We start from the raw sequence: 16,187 nt of genomic DNA on the forward strand, positions 1-16,187 counted from the left end.
TAAGCGGGCGCCGCGCGCCCTTATTTGCTTTTCTTGGCGAGTTCGGCTTTGAGCGCGTCGATTTCCGCCTTCAGCGCCGCGATTTCGGCGTCCTGCGACTTGCCGCCGCTCATCCCCGGCATGAACGCGCCGGCCGCCTGCTGGAACATTTCCATGTTGCGCCGCGCCATTTCGGCGAGCGGGTTCGACCCCAGCGCGCCCTCGAAGGCCGCACGGACATCCTGCTGATTCTTGCGAAAGGCGGTCATCGAGGCTTCGAGATACTGCGGCACCATCGACTGCATCTTGTCGCCGTACATGCCGATCAGGTGGCGCAAAAAGGACACCGGCAACAGCGTCTCGCCCCGCGTCTCGGTATCCATGATGATCTGCGTCAGCACATTGTGCGTGATATCTTCGCCGCTCTTGGCATCAACGACGCGAAACTCGCGCCCGTCGCGCACCATCGTCCCCAGATCATCGAGCGTGATGTAACAGCTGCGTTCGGTGTCATAGAGGCGCCGGTTCGCATATTTCTTGATGACCACCACGTCATCGGCGGCGCCCGTTTTCGATTTTGCCATGCCGGCCCTCAACTCCCTCAAGCCATGGCAAAGGCAAGCCCGCCACGCGTTCCGCGAATATGCTGCGCAGCATTAGCACCATTGCATGATGCATCGCAACATGGCGCGCGAATGCGGCGATAATCGACGACCCTCGCCGGGTGCGTTGCCGAACCGCCGCCACTTTTGTTAACCATTCGCCCCTAGAATCCGGTGCGTCACGATGATGTGATCCAAACACCGGAGTCTCGAATGAATACGCCGCGTCTCGTCATGAGCGTCGCCACCCTTGCCCTTGCCACCTCGGTCAGTCCGTTGGCGCTGGCGCAGGATATGTCCAATGCTTGCGATGGTTTAGCCGCTGAAACCGGCTGCGATGCCGATACGATTATCGTTACCGGCTCGCGCATCGCGCGTACGCGCTTTGAAACGGTCGATCCGGCGTTCGTTGTCGAGTCGAAGGCGATCGACGCCCGCGGTTTCGAAACGATCGGACAGGCGTTGAAGGAACAGCCTGCCTTTGGTGTGCCCGGCGCATCGCCGGTCGGGGCGCAGTCCGCCGTCGGCCAGGGGCAGAGCTTCGTCAACTTCCTCGGATTGGGATCGCAGCGGACATTGACGCTGGTGAACGGGCGCCGTTTCGTATCGTCGAACACGGCCTCCATTTTCGGTCCCACCGGCGCGGGAAGCCAGGTCGACCTGAACGCCATCCCGACCAAGCTGGTCGACCGCATCGAAACCATCGCGGTGGGCGGGGCGCCGATCTATGGCGCCGATGCGGTGGCCGGAACGGTCAATGTCGTGCTGCGGCGCGACTATCAGGGGCTGGAACTCGACGGTCAATATGGCCTGGCCAGCCGCGGCGACGCGGCCAATTATCGTGTCCGTGCCATTGCCGGCCAGAATTTCGGCGACGGGCGCGGCAACATCACGATCGCGGGCGAATATCAGCGCGCGCACGGGCTGACCAACGCCATGCGCGCGATCGCCGCGAGCAATCTGTTCTTTGCACCATCGAGCGATCCGTCCTCGGCCTTCGTCCAGCAACTCTATGCCGATCGCCGCCTGCCTGCGGTGTCGGAATCGGGCATTCCGCTGGTCGGCGACGGCATCCCGCTGAGCACCGAGCAACAGATTGCCTTTTTCGGCTTTCCGGGGCTCAACTTCGGCGTCTCCGGCGCGGCTGGCGAGCAGCTGCGCTTTGACGCCGACGGAAATCTGACGCCGATCGTCTTTGGCCGCTACGCTGGCGCACCCGGCAGTTTCGGTGTCGATTTCGAAGGCGGCAACGGCTTCAGCGCCGCATCGACGACGAATTTGCTCGCCTCGACCCGCCGCTACAATGGCGTGGCGCTCGCGCATTTCGACCTGTCGGACAATCTTCGCCTGTTCGGCGAGGCCTGGTATTCGAACAGCAAGGGGCGCAACCTGCGCAGTCAGCCGGTTTTCAATACCGGACTTGCTGGTCCGGCCGGGTCGCCCGACGGCAATATTCTGATCAGCATCGACAACCCCTATCTGTCGTCCGCCGCGCGCACCGCGATCCTGAACGCGATCGCGACGAACCCGCTGTCCGATCTCAACAGCGGCGCGCCTGGACAAGATTATTTCTATCTCGCGCGCGCCAACGGCGACCTGACCACCGGCGCCTCGTTGGGGCAGGTCGAGGTCATGCGCTTCGTCGCCGGGCTTTCGGGCAGCTTCGACCTGCTATCGGGGCAATGGGAGTGGGAGGTCGCCGGCAACTATGGCCGCTCCAGAACGCGCAGCAGTTCGCGTGAACTGATCCAGCAGAACTTCCTGAACGCCGTCGATGCGATCCGTGACGGCGGCGGCAACATCGTGTGCCGACCCGGTCACGTCAGCTCGTCGATCACCGCACCCGGCGCGCAATGCGCACCGCTGAACCTGTTCGGAGCCGGACGCAGTTCACAGGCCGCGCTGGATTATGTCACCGCCGTCGCTCGCCCCGTTTCGCTGAACCAGCAGACGCAGTTCACCGCATCCGTCACCGGACCCGTCTTCGCGCTGCCCGGCGGCGATTTCACCGTGGCAATCGGTTATGAACATCGCCGAGAATCGCAGGATTTCGATCCCGGAGCCTTTTTCCATGGCGCCGACGATCCCGACCCGCTGACCGACAGCAACGGCGATGGCGACCCAGCGAACGACCGCGTCGGCTATGGCCGCGCGACACCGGTGCTGCCGGTATATGGCAAGTTCAATACCGACGAATTCTCGTTCGAATTTCTGGCGCCGATCATCGGCCAGACGACCGGCGCGCCGATCGACCTTTTGGAGATTCGCGGCGCCGCGCGCTACGTCGATCATTCGCTGGCTGGCGGCGACTGGACCTGGACACTGGGCGGCAGGCTGGGCGTCGTTCCCGGCGTGATGCTGCGCGGGAACTTTACCCGTGCGATCCGGGCGCCCGCCATTACCGAATTGTTCAATCCGTCGAGCAGCTATTTCGGCTTTGCGGTCGATCCTTGCGACGCGGCGAACCGCGGCAACGGCCCGGCCCCCGCGACCCGGCAGGCGAACTGCACCGCAGCCGGCCTGCCCGCCAATTTCGCTTCGCTGTCGAACAGCCGCACGTTCACGCAGGCGATCGAAGGCAATCCGGCGTTGCGGAATGAAAAGGCCGATAGCTGGACCGTTGGCCTGATGATCGAGCCGCGCTTTGCGCCGCAATTGCGTGCCAGCGTCGATTATATCAACATCCACCTCAAGGATGCGATCACCAACGGCGGCGCGAACAGCATCGTGGCGGCCTGTTATGACTCGGCGGACTTTCCGAACGCACCGGATTGCGCGCGCTTCACACGCGGCGCCGATCGGCAGCTGAACTTTATCGAGGTACAATATCTCAACCTCGCCGAACAGCGGTACAAGGGCTATCTTGCGGCCCTCGATTATCGCCTGCCCGCTTTCGGCGCGGGCGGCAGCGTCGGCGTCAATCTGTCCTATCAGTATCTCGACGAACTCAGCACCCGGGCCGATGGCGCGTCGGCGCGTGTTCGCCTCGACGGCGGGCTTGGCTATTCGCGGCACAAGGCGCTGGCCACGATCGATTATCGCGGCGACGCCTTCGGCCTGTTCGCGCAGGTCCAGTATATCGGCAAGGCAAAGATCGATCCGCAGGCCGCACCGGGCTTTTACCCCGATGGGCTGGACGGTTTGCCAAGCATCGCCTTCGTCAACATGGGGGCCGATGTGCGCGTGGCGGAGCGTTTCAACCTCCGCGTCGCGGTCGACAACCTCTTCGACAAGCAGCCGCCCCATCCCTATCCCGCCAGCGGCGGCACGATCACCTATTTCAGCGGGGTGCTGGGCCGCTATTTCCGGATCGGCGCAACGGCGCGTTTCTGAACCCGGTATCGGCGCGCGCTAGATCCACTGACGATCGAAGCGCGCGCCAAGCCCGGTCAGCAACTCATATTGCGACAGCCCGCTTTTGGCCGCGGTGCCGGGAAGATCGTAGTCAACGGCCAGCCAGTCCCCCTCGGCCAGGCCGGGCGCGGCGCTGGCGTCAAAGGCGATGAGATCCATCGACACCCGCCCGATCAGCGGCAGGCAAATGTCGCCCCACCGCGCACCGCCGCTCCCCGCGTGGCAGCGCAAATAGCCGTCGGCATAACCCATGTTGACCACCGCGACGCGGACATCGCTCCGCGCAGCCCAGCTTGCCCCATAGCCGACCGTTTCACCGGCGGGCACGGTCCGCAATTGCAGCACGCGGCCTTCCGGAAACACGACCTGCCGGATTTGCCCCGCCGCCTCGGCACGCGGTACGCCGCCGTAAAGCGCAATACCGGGGCGCGTCAGGTCGAAACCATAGTCGGCGCCAAGGCAAACGCCGGCGCTGTTCGAAAGACTGTATCGGCGGGCCGGAATTGCGGCACGCAGCCGATGAAAGGCCGCGAGTTGGCGCGCCGTCAAATCGCTTTCCTCGTCGGCGGAGACCAGATGGCTGAGCAGCGTGTCGATCGCGAGTCCGTCGAGCGCCCCGCCCATCGCCTCGTCGGGACGCAAGCCCAGCCGGTTCATTCCGGTATCGACCATGACGTCGCACGGACGCCCATCCCCGCCGGCCCGCCAACGCGCGACCTGATCGACGCTGCACAGCACGGGCCGCACCGGCAGCGCCCGCGCCGCCGCCATGTCGCTGTCGCTCACCCCGTGCAGTACCGAAAGCGACACATCGGCGGCCAGCGGCATCAACGCCGCGGCTTCGGCCCAGTTGGAGACGAAGAAATCGCGGCACCCCGCAGCGACAAGGTGCCGCATCACCCCCGATGCGCCGAGGCCATAGCCGTCGGCCTTCAGCGCTGCACCGCATATCGCCGCGCCGCCCTTTGCTCGCAGCCAGCGCCAGTTGGCGACCAGCGCCGAGGAATCGAGACGAAGGCGAAGCGGCGAAGGGACAGGCATCATGTCACGCCCCTAGCGGTGTTTGAATTGAGCGCCAATGGCCGGTTCAGCGCTGGGCTGCGCTCGCCTTGTCCCACTCCCCTTCCTTCGGTTCGCGCAGCATGAACAGGGTCACGAGGAAGGCGACCAGAACAACCACCCATGTGTACCACAATCCGGCATAGGCATCGCCAGTCTTGGCGATGATGAAGCTCGCGATGAGTGGCAGGAAACCGCCGAAATATCCCGTACCGATATGATAGGGAATCGACAGCGACGAATAGCGGACGTGGGGTGGGAACATTTCGGAAAGCAGCGCCGCGACCGGACCATAAGTAAAACCCGACAGCGCACTCAGCCCCAACAGCGCGACAAGGATGACGGCGATACCCAGCGCGTCCGGAACCTGCTTTTCGAAGCTATAGCCCATCGCTTCCAGCGCGGGTTTCAGCACCGCCGGATCTTCACCCGCCACCTCGCGCGCGCCGATCGTCACCTTGACGCTGTCAAAGTCGCCGGGGGTCGTCACGACGCTGTATGGAATGCCCAGCTTTGTCAGTTCGCCAAGCGTGCGTCCGCACGCCGTTGCCTGCTTCTGCGCGAAAGGATCAAAGCTGCATTGCGATCCGGCAACGACCACCGGCGCCCTGTCGGCGGCGGCGGTCAGCCCCGGATTGCCCACGCTTCCCATCAGCCAGAAAAGCGGAAAGAGCAGGAACAACGTCGCCACATAGCCCCAGAGGATCGGCTTTTTGCGGCCGATGCGATCGGAAAGGCGCCCCGCCCAGATGAAAAAGCCCATGCCGAGCGCCGCGGCGATCCCCACGATGATCTCGGCAGCCGTATCCTCGACCTTCATCGGCCCCTTCAGAAAGGACAGGCCCGAGAACATCGCGGTGTACCAAATCACGGTCAGCCCGGCGGCAATGCCGAACAGGGCGACGAAGATGCGCCGTGGATTGCCGGGATAGGTGAAGCTTTCCTTCAACGGGTTCCGGGCGATCTCGCCCTCTGCCTTCATCGCCTGGAACACCGGACTTTCGGACAGTTTGAGCCGCATCCACAAGGAAATGCCCAGCAGGATCAGCGACAGCAGGAAAGGCACCCGCCACCCCCAGCTTTCCCAAACAACGGCGGGCATCAGCAGCTTGCACCCCAGCACGACGACAAGGCTGAGGACAAAACCGCCGACCACGCTCGCCTGGATGAAGCTGGTGTAATAGCCGCGCTTTTCGGGCGGCGAATGTTCGGCGACATAGACCGCCGCCCCGCCATATTCGCCGCCGAGCGCCAGCCCCTGCAGCACGCGCAGCAGGATGACGATGATCGGCGCGGCGATGCCGATGGTCGCGGCCGATGGAATCATGCCGACCCCGGCGGTCGCGATACCCATCAAGGTGACAGTGACGAGGAAGGTATATTTGCGCCCCAGTCGATCACCAAGAAAACCGAACAGCACCGCGCCCAGCGGTCTGAAACCGAAACCGACCGCGAAGCCCGCCCAGACCAGCAAAATTTCCAGCGTCGCATTGTCGCTGGGGAAAAATGCCTTGCCGATGATCGCCGCGAGCGTCCCGTAGATGAAGAAATCATACCATTCGAAAACGGTTCCCGCCGACGACGCGGCGATCACCATGCGAATTTCCTTCGCGCTCGGTTGATAGTCCGCGCGCGCACCGGCGGCGGCAGCCTCTTCGGTCATATACTCTCCCCTGGCCGGTATCGGCATTTGACGCCGCCCGGACCTCCCATTTCCGATCCGCTCGTTCGAACGGTTACGTAACGTCTAATTGAGCTGTGGCGCCGCGCAAGCCTTCTTGGCGCACGGCGCGTTCGATGGCAGAGTGGCCGCCATGCAGTTCATCGACCTTTCGATCCCGATCACCAACGACGTCGTGTCGGACCCGCCGGTCATGCGACCCCAGATCACCTACATGACCCACGAAAACACGTGGGAACAGATCGCGATGTTCTTTCCGGGCCTGACCCGCGAGGATCTGCCCGACGGCGAAGGCTGGGCGGTCGAAAGCCTGACGCTGTCGACGCACAACGGCACCCACATGGATGCCCCATGGCATTTCCATTCGACGACGGACGCGGGCGCCAGCCCGGCCCCGAGCATCGACGAAGCCCCGCTTGATCTCTTCTTTCGTCCCGGCGTGAAGCTCGATTTTTCGGACCGGCCCGCCGGCCATGTCGTCTCGGCGGCGGAGGTCGAGGCAGAACTGGCGCGCATCGGCCACGATCTTCAGCCGCTCGATATCGTGCTTGTTCAGTCCGGCGCGGTTTACGGCACCGACAATTTCACCGATCAGGGGTGCGGCATGGGCGCAGAAGCGACGCTGTACCTGACGGAACGCGGCGTGAAGGTCGTCGGCACCGACGCCTGGAGCTGGGACGCACCGTTCAGCCACACCGCCCGACGCTGGGCCGAAACGCGCGATCCGTCGATCATCTGGGAGGGGCACAAGGCCGGGCGCATCAAACCCTATTACCAGATCGAAAAGCTGACCAACCTCGCCGCCCTGCCCCCGACCGGCTGGACGCTCAGTTGCTTTCCCGTGAAAATCGAACGCGCAAGTGCGGGATGGATCCGGGCGGTCGCGCTGATCGGGGATTGAACCACGCTGCGGGTCATTGGAATGACCGTTTCCGACCGGAAGTTGACCTATCCATCGTCGTCACCCCGGGCTTGATCCGGGGTCCCGCTTGAGATCGAAGGCGATCCGCGCCTCAAAAGAGCGGGATCCCGGATCAAGTCCGGGATGAAGAAGGAGGGCAACATCCGCTTCCCACCCCAAAGCAGATACGCGGCGCGCCGCTAGAACAGCCGCGACCCGTTCGGCACCGCACGATCGGGCGCGAACAGGATCACTGCGCCGTCCGTATCGGCGAACCCCAGTGTCAGCACCTCCGACATATATTTGCCGATCTGGCGCGGGGGAAAATTGACCACCGCGGCGACCTGCCGCCCCGGCAGGTCTTCGATTCGATAGCGGTCGACGATTTGCGCGCTACTCTTCTTCACGCCGATCGCCGGGCCGAAATCGATCGTCAGTTTGAAAGCAGGCTTGCGCGCTTCCGGAAAAGGCGCCGCATCGACGATGGTGCCGATGCGGATATCGACGCGGAGGAAGTCGTCAAAGGCGATTTCGGACGCCGCGGGGGCGTCGGGGTCGTGATTTAGGTGCATGTATCAAATTCCACCAACCATGCTCTCATTCGTCATTGCGAGCGAAGCGACGCAATCCAGAACAGCTTACGCCACGCTCGATTGCTTCGCCGCTTCGCGCCCCGCAATGACGAAATGCACGGTTGGGATCACTCCAGTTCCAGAATCACCGCATCCACCGCCAGGCTGTCGCCCTGCGCGGCGTTCACCGTCTTGACCACGCCCGCCTTTTCGGCGCGCAGGATATTCTCCATCTTCATCGCCTCGACCGTCGCCAGCGGCTGCCCGGCCTCGACGGCGTCGCCCTCGCCGACGTGCAGCGCGACGAGCAGCCCCGGCATCGGGCAGATGAGGAATTTCGACAGATCAGGCGGTATCTTTTCGATCATATAATCAACCAGCGGAGCGACATGCCATGGCAACACCCGCACGTCATGGATGTGTCCGCGCGTTGTCATGCGCCAGCCGGTGCGCGTCTTCGCGACCTTCACCGCCAGTTCGCCATCGTCGATCTCGGCAACCACCAGCCGGTCGCCCGGTGTATATTCCAGGGCGACATCGACCTTTTCGCCATCGACCTTGATATGCTTGCGCCCCAGTTTCACCTTATGGGCGTGACCGTCGATGGTGACGTGCCACTTGGCCGGCGGATCGAGCCGATCGCCCAGCTGCCCATCGACGCGGCGTGCCCGGTCCGCCTCTGCGCTCGCCATGAAGCCCGCGATCGCGGCAAGCGTGCGCGTCACCGCCTCGTCGGTCGGAGCGCCGTGGAAACCCTCGGGATATTCCTCGGCGATGAAGCCGGTGGTCAGCTCGCCCGAGCGGAAACGCGGATGCTGCATGATCGCCGACAGAAAGTCGATATTGTGGCCGAGTCCTTCAAGCTCGAAGCGGTCGAGCGCCGCAACCTGCAGGTCCGCCGCCTCGTCGCGCGTCTTGCCCCAGGTGATCAGCTTCGCGATCATCGGGTCGTAAAAGATCGAGACCTCGCCGCCGTCATAGACGCCGTCATCGACGCGCACGCCATCGACGCCGCGGCGACCGTTCGCCTCGCCATCGTCGGTCCATCCCGCGACCGGCGGCTGATAGCGCGTGAGCCGCCCCGTCGAGGGCAGAAAGCCGCGATACGGATCTTCGGCATAGACGCGGTTCTCGATCGACCAGCCGTCGATCCGGATATCGTCCTGCGCCATCGCCAGCTTCTCGCCCGCCGCGACCCGGATCATCTGTTCGACCAGGTCGATGCCCGTGATCGCCTCGGTCACCGGATGCTCGACCTGCAGCCGCGTGTTCATTTCGAGGAAGTAGAAGCTTTCGCCCGTCGGATCGGCGCCCGACACGATCAGCTCGACCGTGCCCGCGCTGTAATAGCCGACTGCCTTCGCCAGCGCGACGCACTGTTCACCCATCGCCTTGCGCATCTTTTCGGTGACGAAAGGCGACGGCGCTTCCTCGACCACCTTCTGGTGACGGCGCTGGATGCTGCACTCACGCTCGTTCAGATAGAGGATGTTGCCATGCTGATCGCCGAGGATCTGAATCTCGATGTGCCGCGGGTTCAGGATGAACTTCTCGATGAACACCCGGTCGTCGCCGAAGCTGTTCAGCCCCTCGCGCTTGACGCTCTCGAACCCCTCGCGGACGTCCTGTTCGGTGTAGGCAAGGCGCATCCCCTTGCCACCGCCGCCGGCGGACGCCTTCATCATCACCGGATAGCCGATTTCGTTCGAAATCTCGACCGCATGGTCGGTATCGCGGATCTCGCCGACGAAGCCGGGGACGACATTGACCCCCGCTTCCTTCGCAAGCTTCTTCGACTCGATCTTGTCGCCCATCGCGGCGATCGCGTTCACGGGCGGGCCGATGAAGGCGATATTTTCCTTCGCGAGCGCCTCGGCAAAGCTGGTGCGTTCGGACAGGAAGCCATAACCCGGATGCACCGCCTCGGCGCCGGTCGCCTTGCACGCGGCGATGATCTTGTCGGCGATCAGATAGGATTCGGACGCAGGGGAAGCGCCGATGTGAACGGCTTCATCCGCCATCTGCACGAAGGGCGCGCGCGCGTCGGCGTCCGAATAGACAGCGACGGTCGCGATGCCCATGCGCCGCGCGGTCTTGATAACACGGCAGGCGATTTCCCCGCGGTTGGCGATCAGGATTTTCTTGAACATCGTATCAATATTCCTCGATGAGCTCTTGGAGCTGCTTGGTGCGCGCTGCAGTGAGCTGAGCCAAGCAGCCGTTAATCACCATTGGTTCCGCGGAGCCGCCGCGCATCGCGTAACCTTCGTTGGCGCAATGCTTGTCGCGATAGGTTAGCCATGCCCGCTGCGCAGCAAGCAGCGTATCGAAATATCCGGCGCGGTTGTCATGCCGGCGATCGATATTGGCGTCGTTCTGCTTCATCCGTCTCGACGTAATTTTCCACTGGGCATTCATCGCTGCATCGGCGCGCTCATACGCCCGATAAGTGCACGTATTGAGCTCGAACTGCGTCATCGCATCATCGCAATTGATCTCGGGCTCCTGCACCGCAGCGGTGAGCACCAACAGCGTCGTCAACATCACTCCGCCGCCTCCATCTGCGCGCCTTGGCGCATCGGCTCCTCGCTCTCCATCGGCCGCAGCCCCAGCTTCGCGAACAGCGCCGCGTCGGCATTGTCGCCTGCATTGGCGGCCGTCAGCAGCTTGTCGCCGGTGAAGATGCTGTTCGCGCCCGCCATGAAGCAGAGCGCCTGCGTCGCCTCCGACATGCTCTCGCGCCCCGCGGACAGGCGGACCATCGATTTCGGCATGGTGATGCGCGCGACCGCGATCGTGCGGACGAATTCGATGTCGTCGATCTTCGCGAGCGGCGTATCGGCGAGCATGTCGCCGAGCACGGTGCCCTTCACCGGCACCAGCGCGTTGACCGGCACGCTTTCGGGATGACGTTCGAGCGTCGCCAGCGCGTGGATGAAACCGACGCGGTCGCTGCGCGTCTCGCCCAGCCCGACGATCCCGCCCGAACAGACGTTGATCCCCGCATTGCGGACTTCCTCGAGCGTATCGAGCCGGTCCTGAAACGTCCGCGTCGAGATGATATTCGCGTAATTCTCCGGGCTCGTGTCGATATTATGGTTGTAATAATCGAGCCCCGCGACCGCGAGCGTCTGCGCCTGCTCCTTGGTGAGCATCCCCAGCGTCATGCAGGTTTCCATGCCCATCTGGCGCACGCCCTCGATCATCTCGACAATCGCGGGCATGTCCCGGTCCTTGGGGTTGCGCCAGGCAGCGCCCATGCAGAATCGCTTCGATCCTGCGTCCTTCGCCTGCGCCGCCGATTGCAGCACCGCGCGCAGGTCCATCAGCTTGGTGGCCTTCAAACCGCTGTCGGCGCTCTTCGACTGCGAGCAATAACCGCAATCCTCGACACAGCCGCCGGTCTTGATCGACAGAAGCGTGCAAAGCTGCACCTCGCCCCGCGCATGGTGCCGCCGATGCACCCCCTGCGCCTCCCACATCAGTTCGTCGAACGGCAGGTCGAACAATGCGGCGATTTCCTCGCGCGTCCAGTCGGTACGGATCAACTCGTCGGTCATGCAATAGTCTCCAGCGCCTGCGCGAGGTCGGCGATGATATCGTCAATATGTTCGATGCCCACCGACACGCGCACGACGTCGGGGCCGGCTCCGGCCTGCATCAATTCGGCTTCCGAAAGCTGGCTGTGCGTGGTCGATGCCGGGTGGATGATCAGCGAACGTGTGTCACCCAGATTGGCGAGATGGCTGAACAGCTTGACCGCCGACACCAGCTTCACCCCCGCGTCATAGCCGCCCTTCAATCCGAAGGTGAAAACCGCGCCGCCGCGGCCACCCAGATATTTGTGGGCCAGCTCGTGATAGGGGCTGTCGCTTAGCCCGGCATAGGAAACCCAGCCGACCGCCGGATGATCCTGAAGCCACTTGGCGAGCGCGGTCGCATTGCTGCAATGGCGGTCCATCCGCAGCGCCAGCGTTTCCATGCCGGTGAGCGCGAGGAAGGCATTCATCGGCGCCAGCGCCGGCCCCAGATCGCGCAGCCCCAGGGTGCGCGTGGCAAGGATGAAGGCAAGATTGCCGAACGCCTCGGTGAACGTCAGCCCGTGGTAGGATGCGTTGGGTTCGCTCAGCGCCGGATATTTTCCGCCCTTCGCCCAATCGAACGATCCCGCATCGACGATCACCCCGCCGATCGCATTGCCATGACCATTCAGGAATTTGGTCGTCGAATGGACGACGATGTCGGCGCCATGTTCGATCGGACGGCACAGCATCGGGGTCGCCATCGTATTGTCGACGATCAGCGGCACGCCCGCGTCGTGCGCGACCTTTGCAATCGCCTCGATATCCTGCACCACGCCCCCGGGGTTGGCCAGGCTTTCGATGAACACGGCGCGCGTCTTGTCATTGATCGCCGCCGCGACATTCGCCGGGTCGTCGGCATCGACGAAATGCGTCGTCCACGCCATTTTGCGAAAGCTTTGCCCGAGCTGGTTCAGCGACCCGCCGTACAGCTTTTTCGCCGCGACGATTTCGCACCCCGGCTCCATCAGCGTGTGAAAGGCCAGGAACTGCGCCGCATGGCCCGATGCCACCGCCAGCGCCGCCTGTCCGCCCTCCAGCGCCGCGATCTTGCCTTCGAGCGCGCCGTTGGTCGGGTTCATGATCCGGGTATAGATATTCCCGAATTCCTGCAGGTTGAACAGACGCGATGCGTGATCGACATCGTCAAAGACGTAGGATGCGGTCTGATAGATGGGCGTGATCCGCGCATTGGTCGCCGGGTCGGGGGCTGTTCCGGCATGAATGGCCAGCGTTTCGGGCTTTTGTTCGCTCATTGTCTTTCCTCCGGCTCTCAGGCCGCTTCGCTGGCATCAGCGGGCGGCATGTTGTGGCCCAGCAGGCGCAGCACATCGGCGGCGCACTCGACCACGTTGGAGCCCGGGCCATAGATGCCCTGAACGCCCGCGTCGCGCAGATAATCATAATCCTGCGGCGGAATGACCCCGCCCGCGATCACCTTGATATCGCTGCGTCCTGCCGCGCGCAGTCCCTTGATCAATTCGGGGATCAGCGTCTTGTGCCCGGCGGCAAGGCTCGACGCGCCCACCGCATCGACGCCCGATTCCAGCGCCAGCACGACCGTTTCCTCGGGCGTCTGGAACAGCGGCCCCGACACGACGTCGAACCCCATGTCGGAAAAGGCAGAGGCGATGACATTGGCGCCGCGGTCATGCCCGTCCTGCCCCATCTTCGCGACCAGCAGCTTGGGCGCCCGGCCAAGCCGCCGCGCCACCGCCTCGACCCCGCCGACGACCTGCGCCCAGCGGCTGTCGTCCTTGTACGGCGCCGCATACACCCCCTTCACCGGGGTCGGCACCGTCGCATAACGGTCAAAGCTTTCTTCCATTGCCGACGAAATCTCGCCGAGCGTTGCGCGGGCACGCGCCGCCTCGACCGCATGGGCCAGCAAATTGCTCTCGATCGACTGCGGCGACGCGGCCGCATTGCGCAGCGCCGCGAGCGCCGCCCGGCACGCGGCTTCGTCGCGGCTCGCCTTCACCCGATTGATCCGCGCGATCTGCGCCTCGCGGACCTTCGTGTTGTCCACTTCCAGCGTTTCGAGCAGATCCTCGTTGGCAAGGCGATATTTGTTGACCCCGACGATCACATCGTCGCCGCGATCGACGCGCGCCTGGCGCGCCGCGGCGGCTTCCTCGATCATCGCCTTGGGCCAGCCGGCGGCGACCGCCTTCGCCATGCCGCCCTCCGCCTCGACGCGGTCGATGATCTCCTGCGCCTTGTCGACCAGTTGCTGGGTCAGCGCCTCGACATAATAGCTGCCGCCGAGCGGGTCGACGACGTTGCACATGCCCGTCTCTTCCTGAATGACGATCTGCGTATTGCGGGCGATACGGGCCGAAAAATCGGTGGGCAGCGCAATCGCCTCGTCGAGCGCATTGGTGTGCAGGCTCTGCGTGCCGCCCAGCATCGCCGCCATCGCCTCGATCGTCGTGCGCATGACATTGTTATAGGGGTCCTGTTCGGTCAGGCTGACCCCCGATGTCTGACAGTGGGTGCGGAGCATCTTCGACCGCTCGTCCTGCGCTCCCAGCGTCGTCATCGCCCGGTGCCACAGCACGCGCGCCGCACGCAGCTTGGCAATCTCCATGAAGAAGTTCATGCCGATCGCGAAAAAGAAGGACAGGCGCCCGGCGAACTTGTCGATGTCGAGGCCGCTCGCCACACCATATTTCACATATTCGATGCCGTCGGCGATGGTGAAGGCCAGCTCCTGCACCTGCGTCGCCCCGGCCTCCTGCATATGATAACCGGAGATCGAGATGCTGTTGAACTTCGGCATCTCGCGCGACGTGTAACCGAAAATGTCGCTGATGATCCGCATCGAGGGTTCGGGCGGGTAGATATAGGTATTGCGGACCATGAACTCCTTCAGAATGTCGTTCTGGATGGTCCCGTCGAGCAATTTGCGCTCGACCCCCTGCTCCTCGCCCGCGACGATGAAAAAAGCGAGGATCGGGATCACCGCGCCGTTCATCGTCATCGAAACCGACATCTGGTCGAGCGGGATGCCGTCGAACAGGATCTTCATATCCTCGACGCTGTCGATCGCGACCCCTGCCTTGCCGACATCGCCGACGACGCGCGGATGGTCGCTGTCATAGCCGCGGTGCGTCGCAAGGTCGAAGGCGACCGACAGCCCCTTCTGCCCCGCCGCCAGGTTGCGGCGATAGAAAGCGTTGGATTCCTCGGCGGTCGAAAAGCCCGCATATTGCCGGATCGTCCACGGCCGCCCCGCATACATCGACGCCCGCACCCCGCGCGTGAAGGGCGCGAAACCCGGGAGGCCGGGGTCGGCGGTGACATCGGCCGCCGTATAGAGCGGCTTGACGGCGATCCCCTCGGGCGTCGCCCAGGTGAGGTCCTTGCCCTTCACTTCCTTCGTGGCGGCGGCAGCCCATTGGTCAAGGGTGGGTTTTTCGGTCACTTTCAAACTCTCCGATCGTCTCGAGCGTAGTCGAGAGACGTTGTGGTCGCGCTGCACGTGTCTCGACTACGCTCGACACGAACGGCAAACAGGGGTCAGTGGCCGCCCTTCGGCGTCTCCATAATCTCGGTCAGCACCCCGCCCATATCCTTGGGGTGCAGGAAGAAGATCAGCGTCCCATGCGCCCCGATCCGCGGCTCGCCGAGCACGCGCTTGCCCATCGCCTCGAACTCCGCCTTGGCGGCGTGGATGTCGGGCACTTCATAACAAAGATGATGCTGCCCCCCGGCCGGGTTCTTCTCCAGAAAGCCCGCGATCGAGGTGTTGCCGGGCAGCGGCTCGATCAGTTCGATCTGCGTGCCGTTCAGCCCGCTATCGGTCGGCGTATCGACGAAACACACCTTCACCCCCTGCTCGGGCAGGTCGAAGGGCGGACGAATCTGCGTCGCGCCCATCACGTCGCGGTAAAAGACGATGCTGTCGGCGATGGAGGGGGTCGCAACGCCGATATGGTTCAAACGACCCAGTTTCATCCTTCGATCCTTGGTTGCTGGCCACTGCGGCCCGACATTTCGATCATGGTTTCGATGCGGACGACGCGCTTGTCCAAACCGATCACGTCGCGCGAAATCTGGCGCAGTTCCTTGTTCTGCTCGTCAATTTCATTCTCCAGCCGCTCCACCTGCGATTGCAGCAGCAGCACCTCGCGGACGGATTTCAGGATGTCGCCAACCGTGCTCATTTCCGCACCCCCGCTTCACGCAACATCTGGTCGACCTCCCGCCGCGTCGCGGCGAGAGAGGCAATCGACCGTTCAAGGCTGGCCCGCATTTTCGGAACCGCGTCTTCAAGCTCCTGAGCAAGCAGTTTCAGCGCCTCCTCCTCATCCTCCGACACCGGCTCGGCCATATAACGCGCCGTTGCCTCCCGCACGACATTGCCGACGGATTCGCCGCGTTTGGACGCAAAGGCATCCAGCGCCGCCTTATGCTCGCGGCTCGTCAGAAAGGTCACGCGCTCGGTTTGCATGA

The 16,187-nt window shown here is 63.6% G+C and carries 14 protein-coding genes; 2 read left to right on the forward strand and 12 right to left on the reverse strand.

Annotated elements, in window-relative coordinates:
• Positions 1-20: 20 nt before the first annotated feature.
• Positions 21-563, reverse strand: a complete 543-nt coding sequence (gene phaR, locus U0S50_RS04870) for a polyhydroxyalkanoate synthesis repressor PhaR (protein WP_322307633.1) — start codon at positions 561-563, stop codon at positions 21-23.
• A gap of 231 nt (positions 564-794) precedes the next feature.
• On the opposite strand from phaR, the gene U0S50_RS04875 reads away from it, so the two are divergent.
• Positions 795-3,914 (forward strand): TonB-dependent receptor domain-containing protein, encoded by a 3,120-nt coding sequence (locus U0S50_RS04875; RefSeq protein WP_322307634.1) that lies wholly within the window; start codon positions 795-797, stop codon positions 3,912-3,914.
• 18 nt (positions 3,915-3,932) lie between these two features.
• Here U0S50_RS04875 and U0S50_RS04880 read toward each other — a convergent pair whose 3' ends face one another.
• Positions 3,933-4,979 (reverse strand): alanine racemase, encoded by a 1,047-nt coding sequence (locus U0S50_RS04880; RefSeq protein ID WP_322307635.1) that lies wholly within the window; start codon positions 4,977-4,979, stop codon positions 3,933-3,935.
• A gap of 43 nt (positions 4,980-5,022) precedes the next feature.
• A complete protein-coding gene (locus U0S50_RS04885; protein WP_322307636.1) occupies positions 5,023-6,657 on the reverse strand; it encodes an MFS transporter in 1,635 nt (544 codons plus the stop codon).
• 151 nt (positions 6,658-6,808) lie between these two features.
• Here U0S50_RS04885 and U0S50_RS04890 point away from each other — a divergent pair, with 151 nt between their 5' ends.
• Positions 6,809-7,576, forward strand: coding sequence for a cyclase family protein (locus U0S50_RS04890; protein ID WP_322307637.1), 768 nt, complete (start codon positions 6,809-6,811; stop codon positions 7,574-7,576).
• Between the two features lie 200 nt (positions 7,577-7,776).
• Here the strand turns inward: U0S50_RS04890 and U0S50_RS04895 are convergent, their stop codons facing one another.
• The 9 genes from U0S50_RS04895 to U0S50_RS04935 all read right to left on the reverse strand — a co-directional run bounded on the left by U0S50_RS04895 (position 7,777) and on the right by U0S50_RS04935 (position 16,185).
• Positions 7,777-8,148, reverse strand: coding sequence for a tRNA-binding protein (locus U0S50_RS04895; protein WP_322307638.1), 372 nt, complete (start codon positions 8,146-8,148; stop codon positions 7,777-7,779).
• 128 nt (positions 8,149-8,276) lie between these two features.
• Complete coding sequence (locus tag U0S50_RS04900; RefSeq protein ID WP_322307639.1) at positions 8,277-10,298, reverse strand: acetyl/propionyl/methylcrotonyl-CoA carboxylase subunit alpha; 2,022 nt, start codon at positions 10,296-10,298, stop codon at positions 8,277-8,279.
• A 4-nt stretch (positions 10,299-10,302) separates the two neighbouring features.
• The gene (locus U0S50_RS04905; protein ID WP_322307640.1) at positions 10,303-10,692 is read right to left on the reverse strand and encodes a lysozyme inhibitor LprI family protein; all 390 of its coding nucleotides are present in this window, start codon (positions 10,690-10,692) and stop codon (positions 10,303-10,305) included.
• Positions 10,692-11,708 (reverse strand): biotin synthase BioB, encoded by a 1,017-nt coding sequence (gene bioB, locus U0S50_RS04910; protein ID WP_322307641.1) that lies wholly within the window; start codon positions 11,706-11,708, stop codon positions 10,692-10,694. The genes U0S50_RS04905 and bioB overlap by 1 nt, the downstream gene beginning before the upstream one ends.
• Positions 11,705-12,985 (reverse strand): O-acetylhomoserine aminocarboxypropyltransferase, encoded by a 1,281-nt coding sequence (locus tag U0S50_RS04915; protein ID WP_322307642.1) that lies wholly within the window; start codon positions 12,983-12,985, stop codon positions 11,705-11,707. The genes bioB and U0S50_RS04915 overlap by 4 nt, the downstream gene beginning before the upstream one ends.
• Positions 12,986-13,002: 17 nt before the next feature.
• Positions 13,003-15,156: a methylmalonyl-CoA mutase gene (gene scpA / locus U0S50_RS04920; protein ID WP_322307643.1), complete on the reverse strand. Its 2,154-nt coding sequence runs from the start codon at positions 15,154-15,156 to the stop codon at positions 13,003-13,005.
• A gap of 95 nt (positions 15,157-15,251) precedes the next feature.
• The gene (gene mce / locus U0S50_RS04925) at positions 15,252-15,689 is read right to left on the reverse strand and encodes a methylmalonyl-CoA epimerase (protein WP_322307644.1); all 438 of its coding nucleotides are present in this window, start codon (positions 15,687-15,689) and stop codon (positions 15,252-15,254) included.
• Positions 15,686-15,898: a hypothetical protein gene (locus U0S50_RS04930; RefSeq protein ID WP_322307645.1), complete on the reverse strand. Its 213-nt coding sequence runs from the start codon at positions 15,896-15,898 to the stop codon at positions 15,686-15,688. Before U0S50_RS04930 ends, mce begins: the two co-directional genes overlap by 4 nt.
• The gene (locus tag U0S50_RS04935) at positions 15,895-16,185 is read right to left on the reverse strand and encodes a hypothetical protein (protein ID WP_322307646.1); all 291 of its coding nucleotides are present in this window, start codon (positions 16,183-16,185) and stop codon (positions 15,895-15,897) included. Before U0S50_RS04935 ends, U0S50_RS04930 begins: the two co-directional genes overlap by 4 nt.
• Positions 16,186-16,187: the final 2 nt, after the last annotated feature.

Origin of the sequence: Sphingopyxis sp. (genome assembly GCF_034380315.1) — a bacterium.
Classification (GTDB): domain Bacteria; phylum Pseudomonadota; class Alphaproteobacteria; order Sphingomonadales; family Sphingomonadaceae; genus Sphingopyxis.

Bases quoted from the DNA above. Each gene is read 5' to 3' on its own strand.
- phaR (WP_322307633.1), bottom strand. From the start codon at position 563: ATGGCAAAATCGAAAACGGGCGCCGCCGATGACGTGGTGGTCATCAAG.
- U0S50_RS04890 (WP_322307637.1), top strand. From the start codon at position 6,809: ATGCAGTTCATCGACCTTTCGATCCCGATCACCAACGACGTCGTGTCG.
- U0S50_RS04885 (WP_322307636.1), bottom strand. From the start codon at position 6,657: ATGACCGAAGAGGCTGCCGCCGCCGGTGCGCGCGCGGACTATCAACCG.
- U0S50_RS04895 (WP_322307638.1), bottom strand. From the start codon at position 8,148: ATGCACCTAAATCACGACCCCGACGCCCCCGCGGCGTCCGAAATCGCC.
- U0S50_RS04915 (WP_322307642.1), bottom strand. From the start codon at position 12,985: ATGAGCGAACAAAAGCCCGAAACGCTGGCCATTCATGCCGGAACAGCC.
- U0S50_RS04930 (WP_322307645.1), bottom strand. From the start codon at position 15,898: ATGAGCACGGTTGGCGACATCCTGAAATCCGTCCGCGAGGTGCTGCTG.
- U0S50_RS04875 (WP_322307634.1), top strand. From the start codon at position 795: ATGAATACGCCGCGTCTCGTCATGAGCGTCGCCACCCTTGCCCTTGCC.
- U0S50_RS04935 (WP_322307646.1), bottom strand. From the start codon at position 16,185: ATGCAAACCGAGCGCGTGACCTTTCTGACGAGCCGCGAGCATAAGGCG.
- bioB (WP_322307641.1), bottom strand. From the start codon at position 11,708: ATGACCGACGAGTTGATCCGTACCGACTGGACGCGCGAGGAAATCGCC.
- U0S50_RS04905 (WP_322307640.1), bottom strand. From the start codon at position 10,692: ATGTTGACGACGCTGTTGGTGCTCACCGCTGCGGTGCAGGAGCCCGAG.
- U0S50_RS04900 (WP_322307639.1), bottom strand. From the start codon at position 10,298: ATGTTCAAGAAAATCCTGATCGCCAACCGCGGGGAAATCGCCTGCCGT.
- mce (WP_322307644.1), bottom strand. From the start codon at position 15,689: ATGAAACTGGGTCGTTTGAACCATATCGGCGTTGCGACCCCCTCCATC.
- U0S50_RS04880 (WP_322307635.1), bottom strand. From the start codon at position 4,979: ATGATGCCTGTCCCTTCGCCGCTTCGCCTTCGTCTCGATTCCTCGGCG.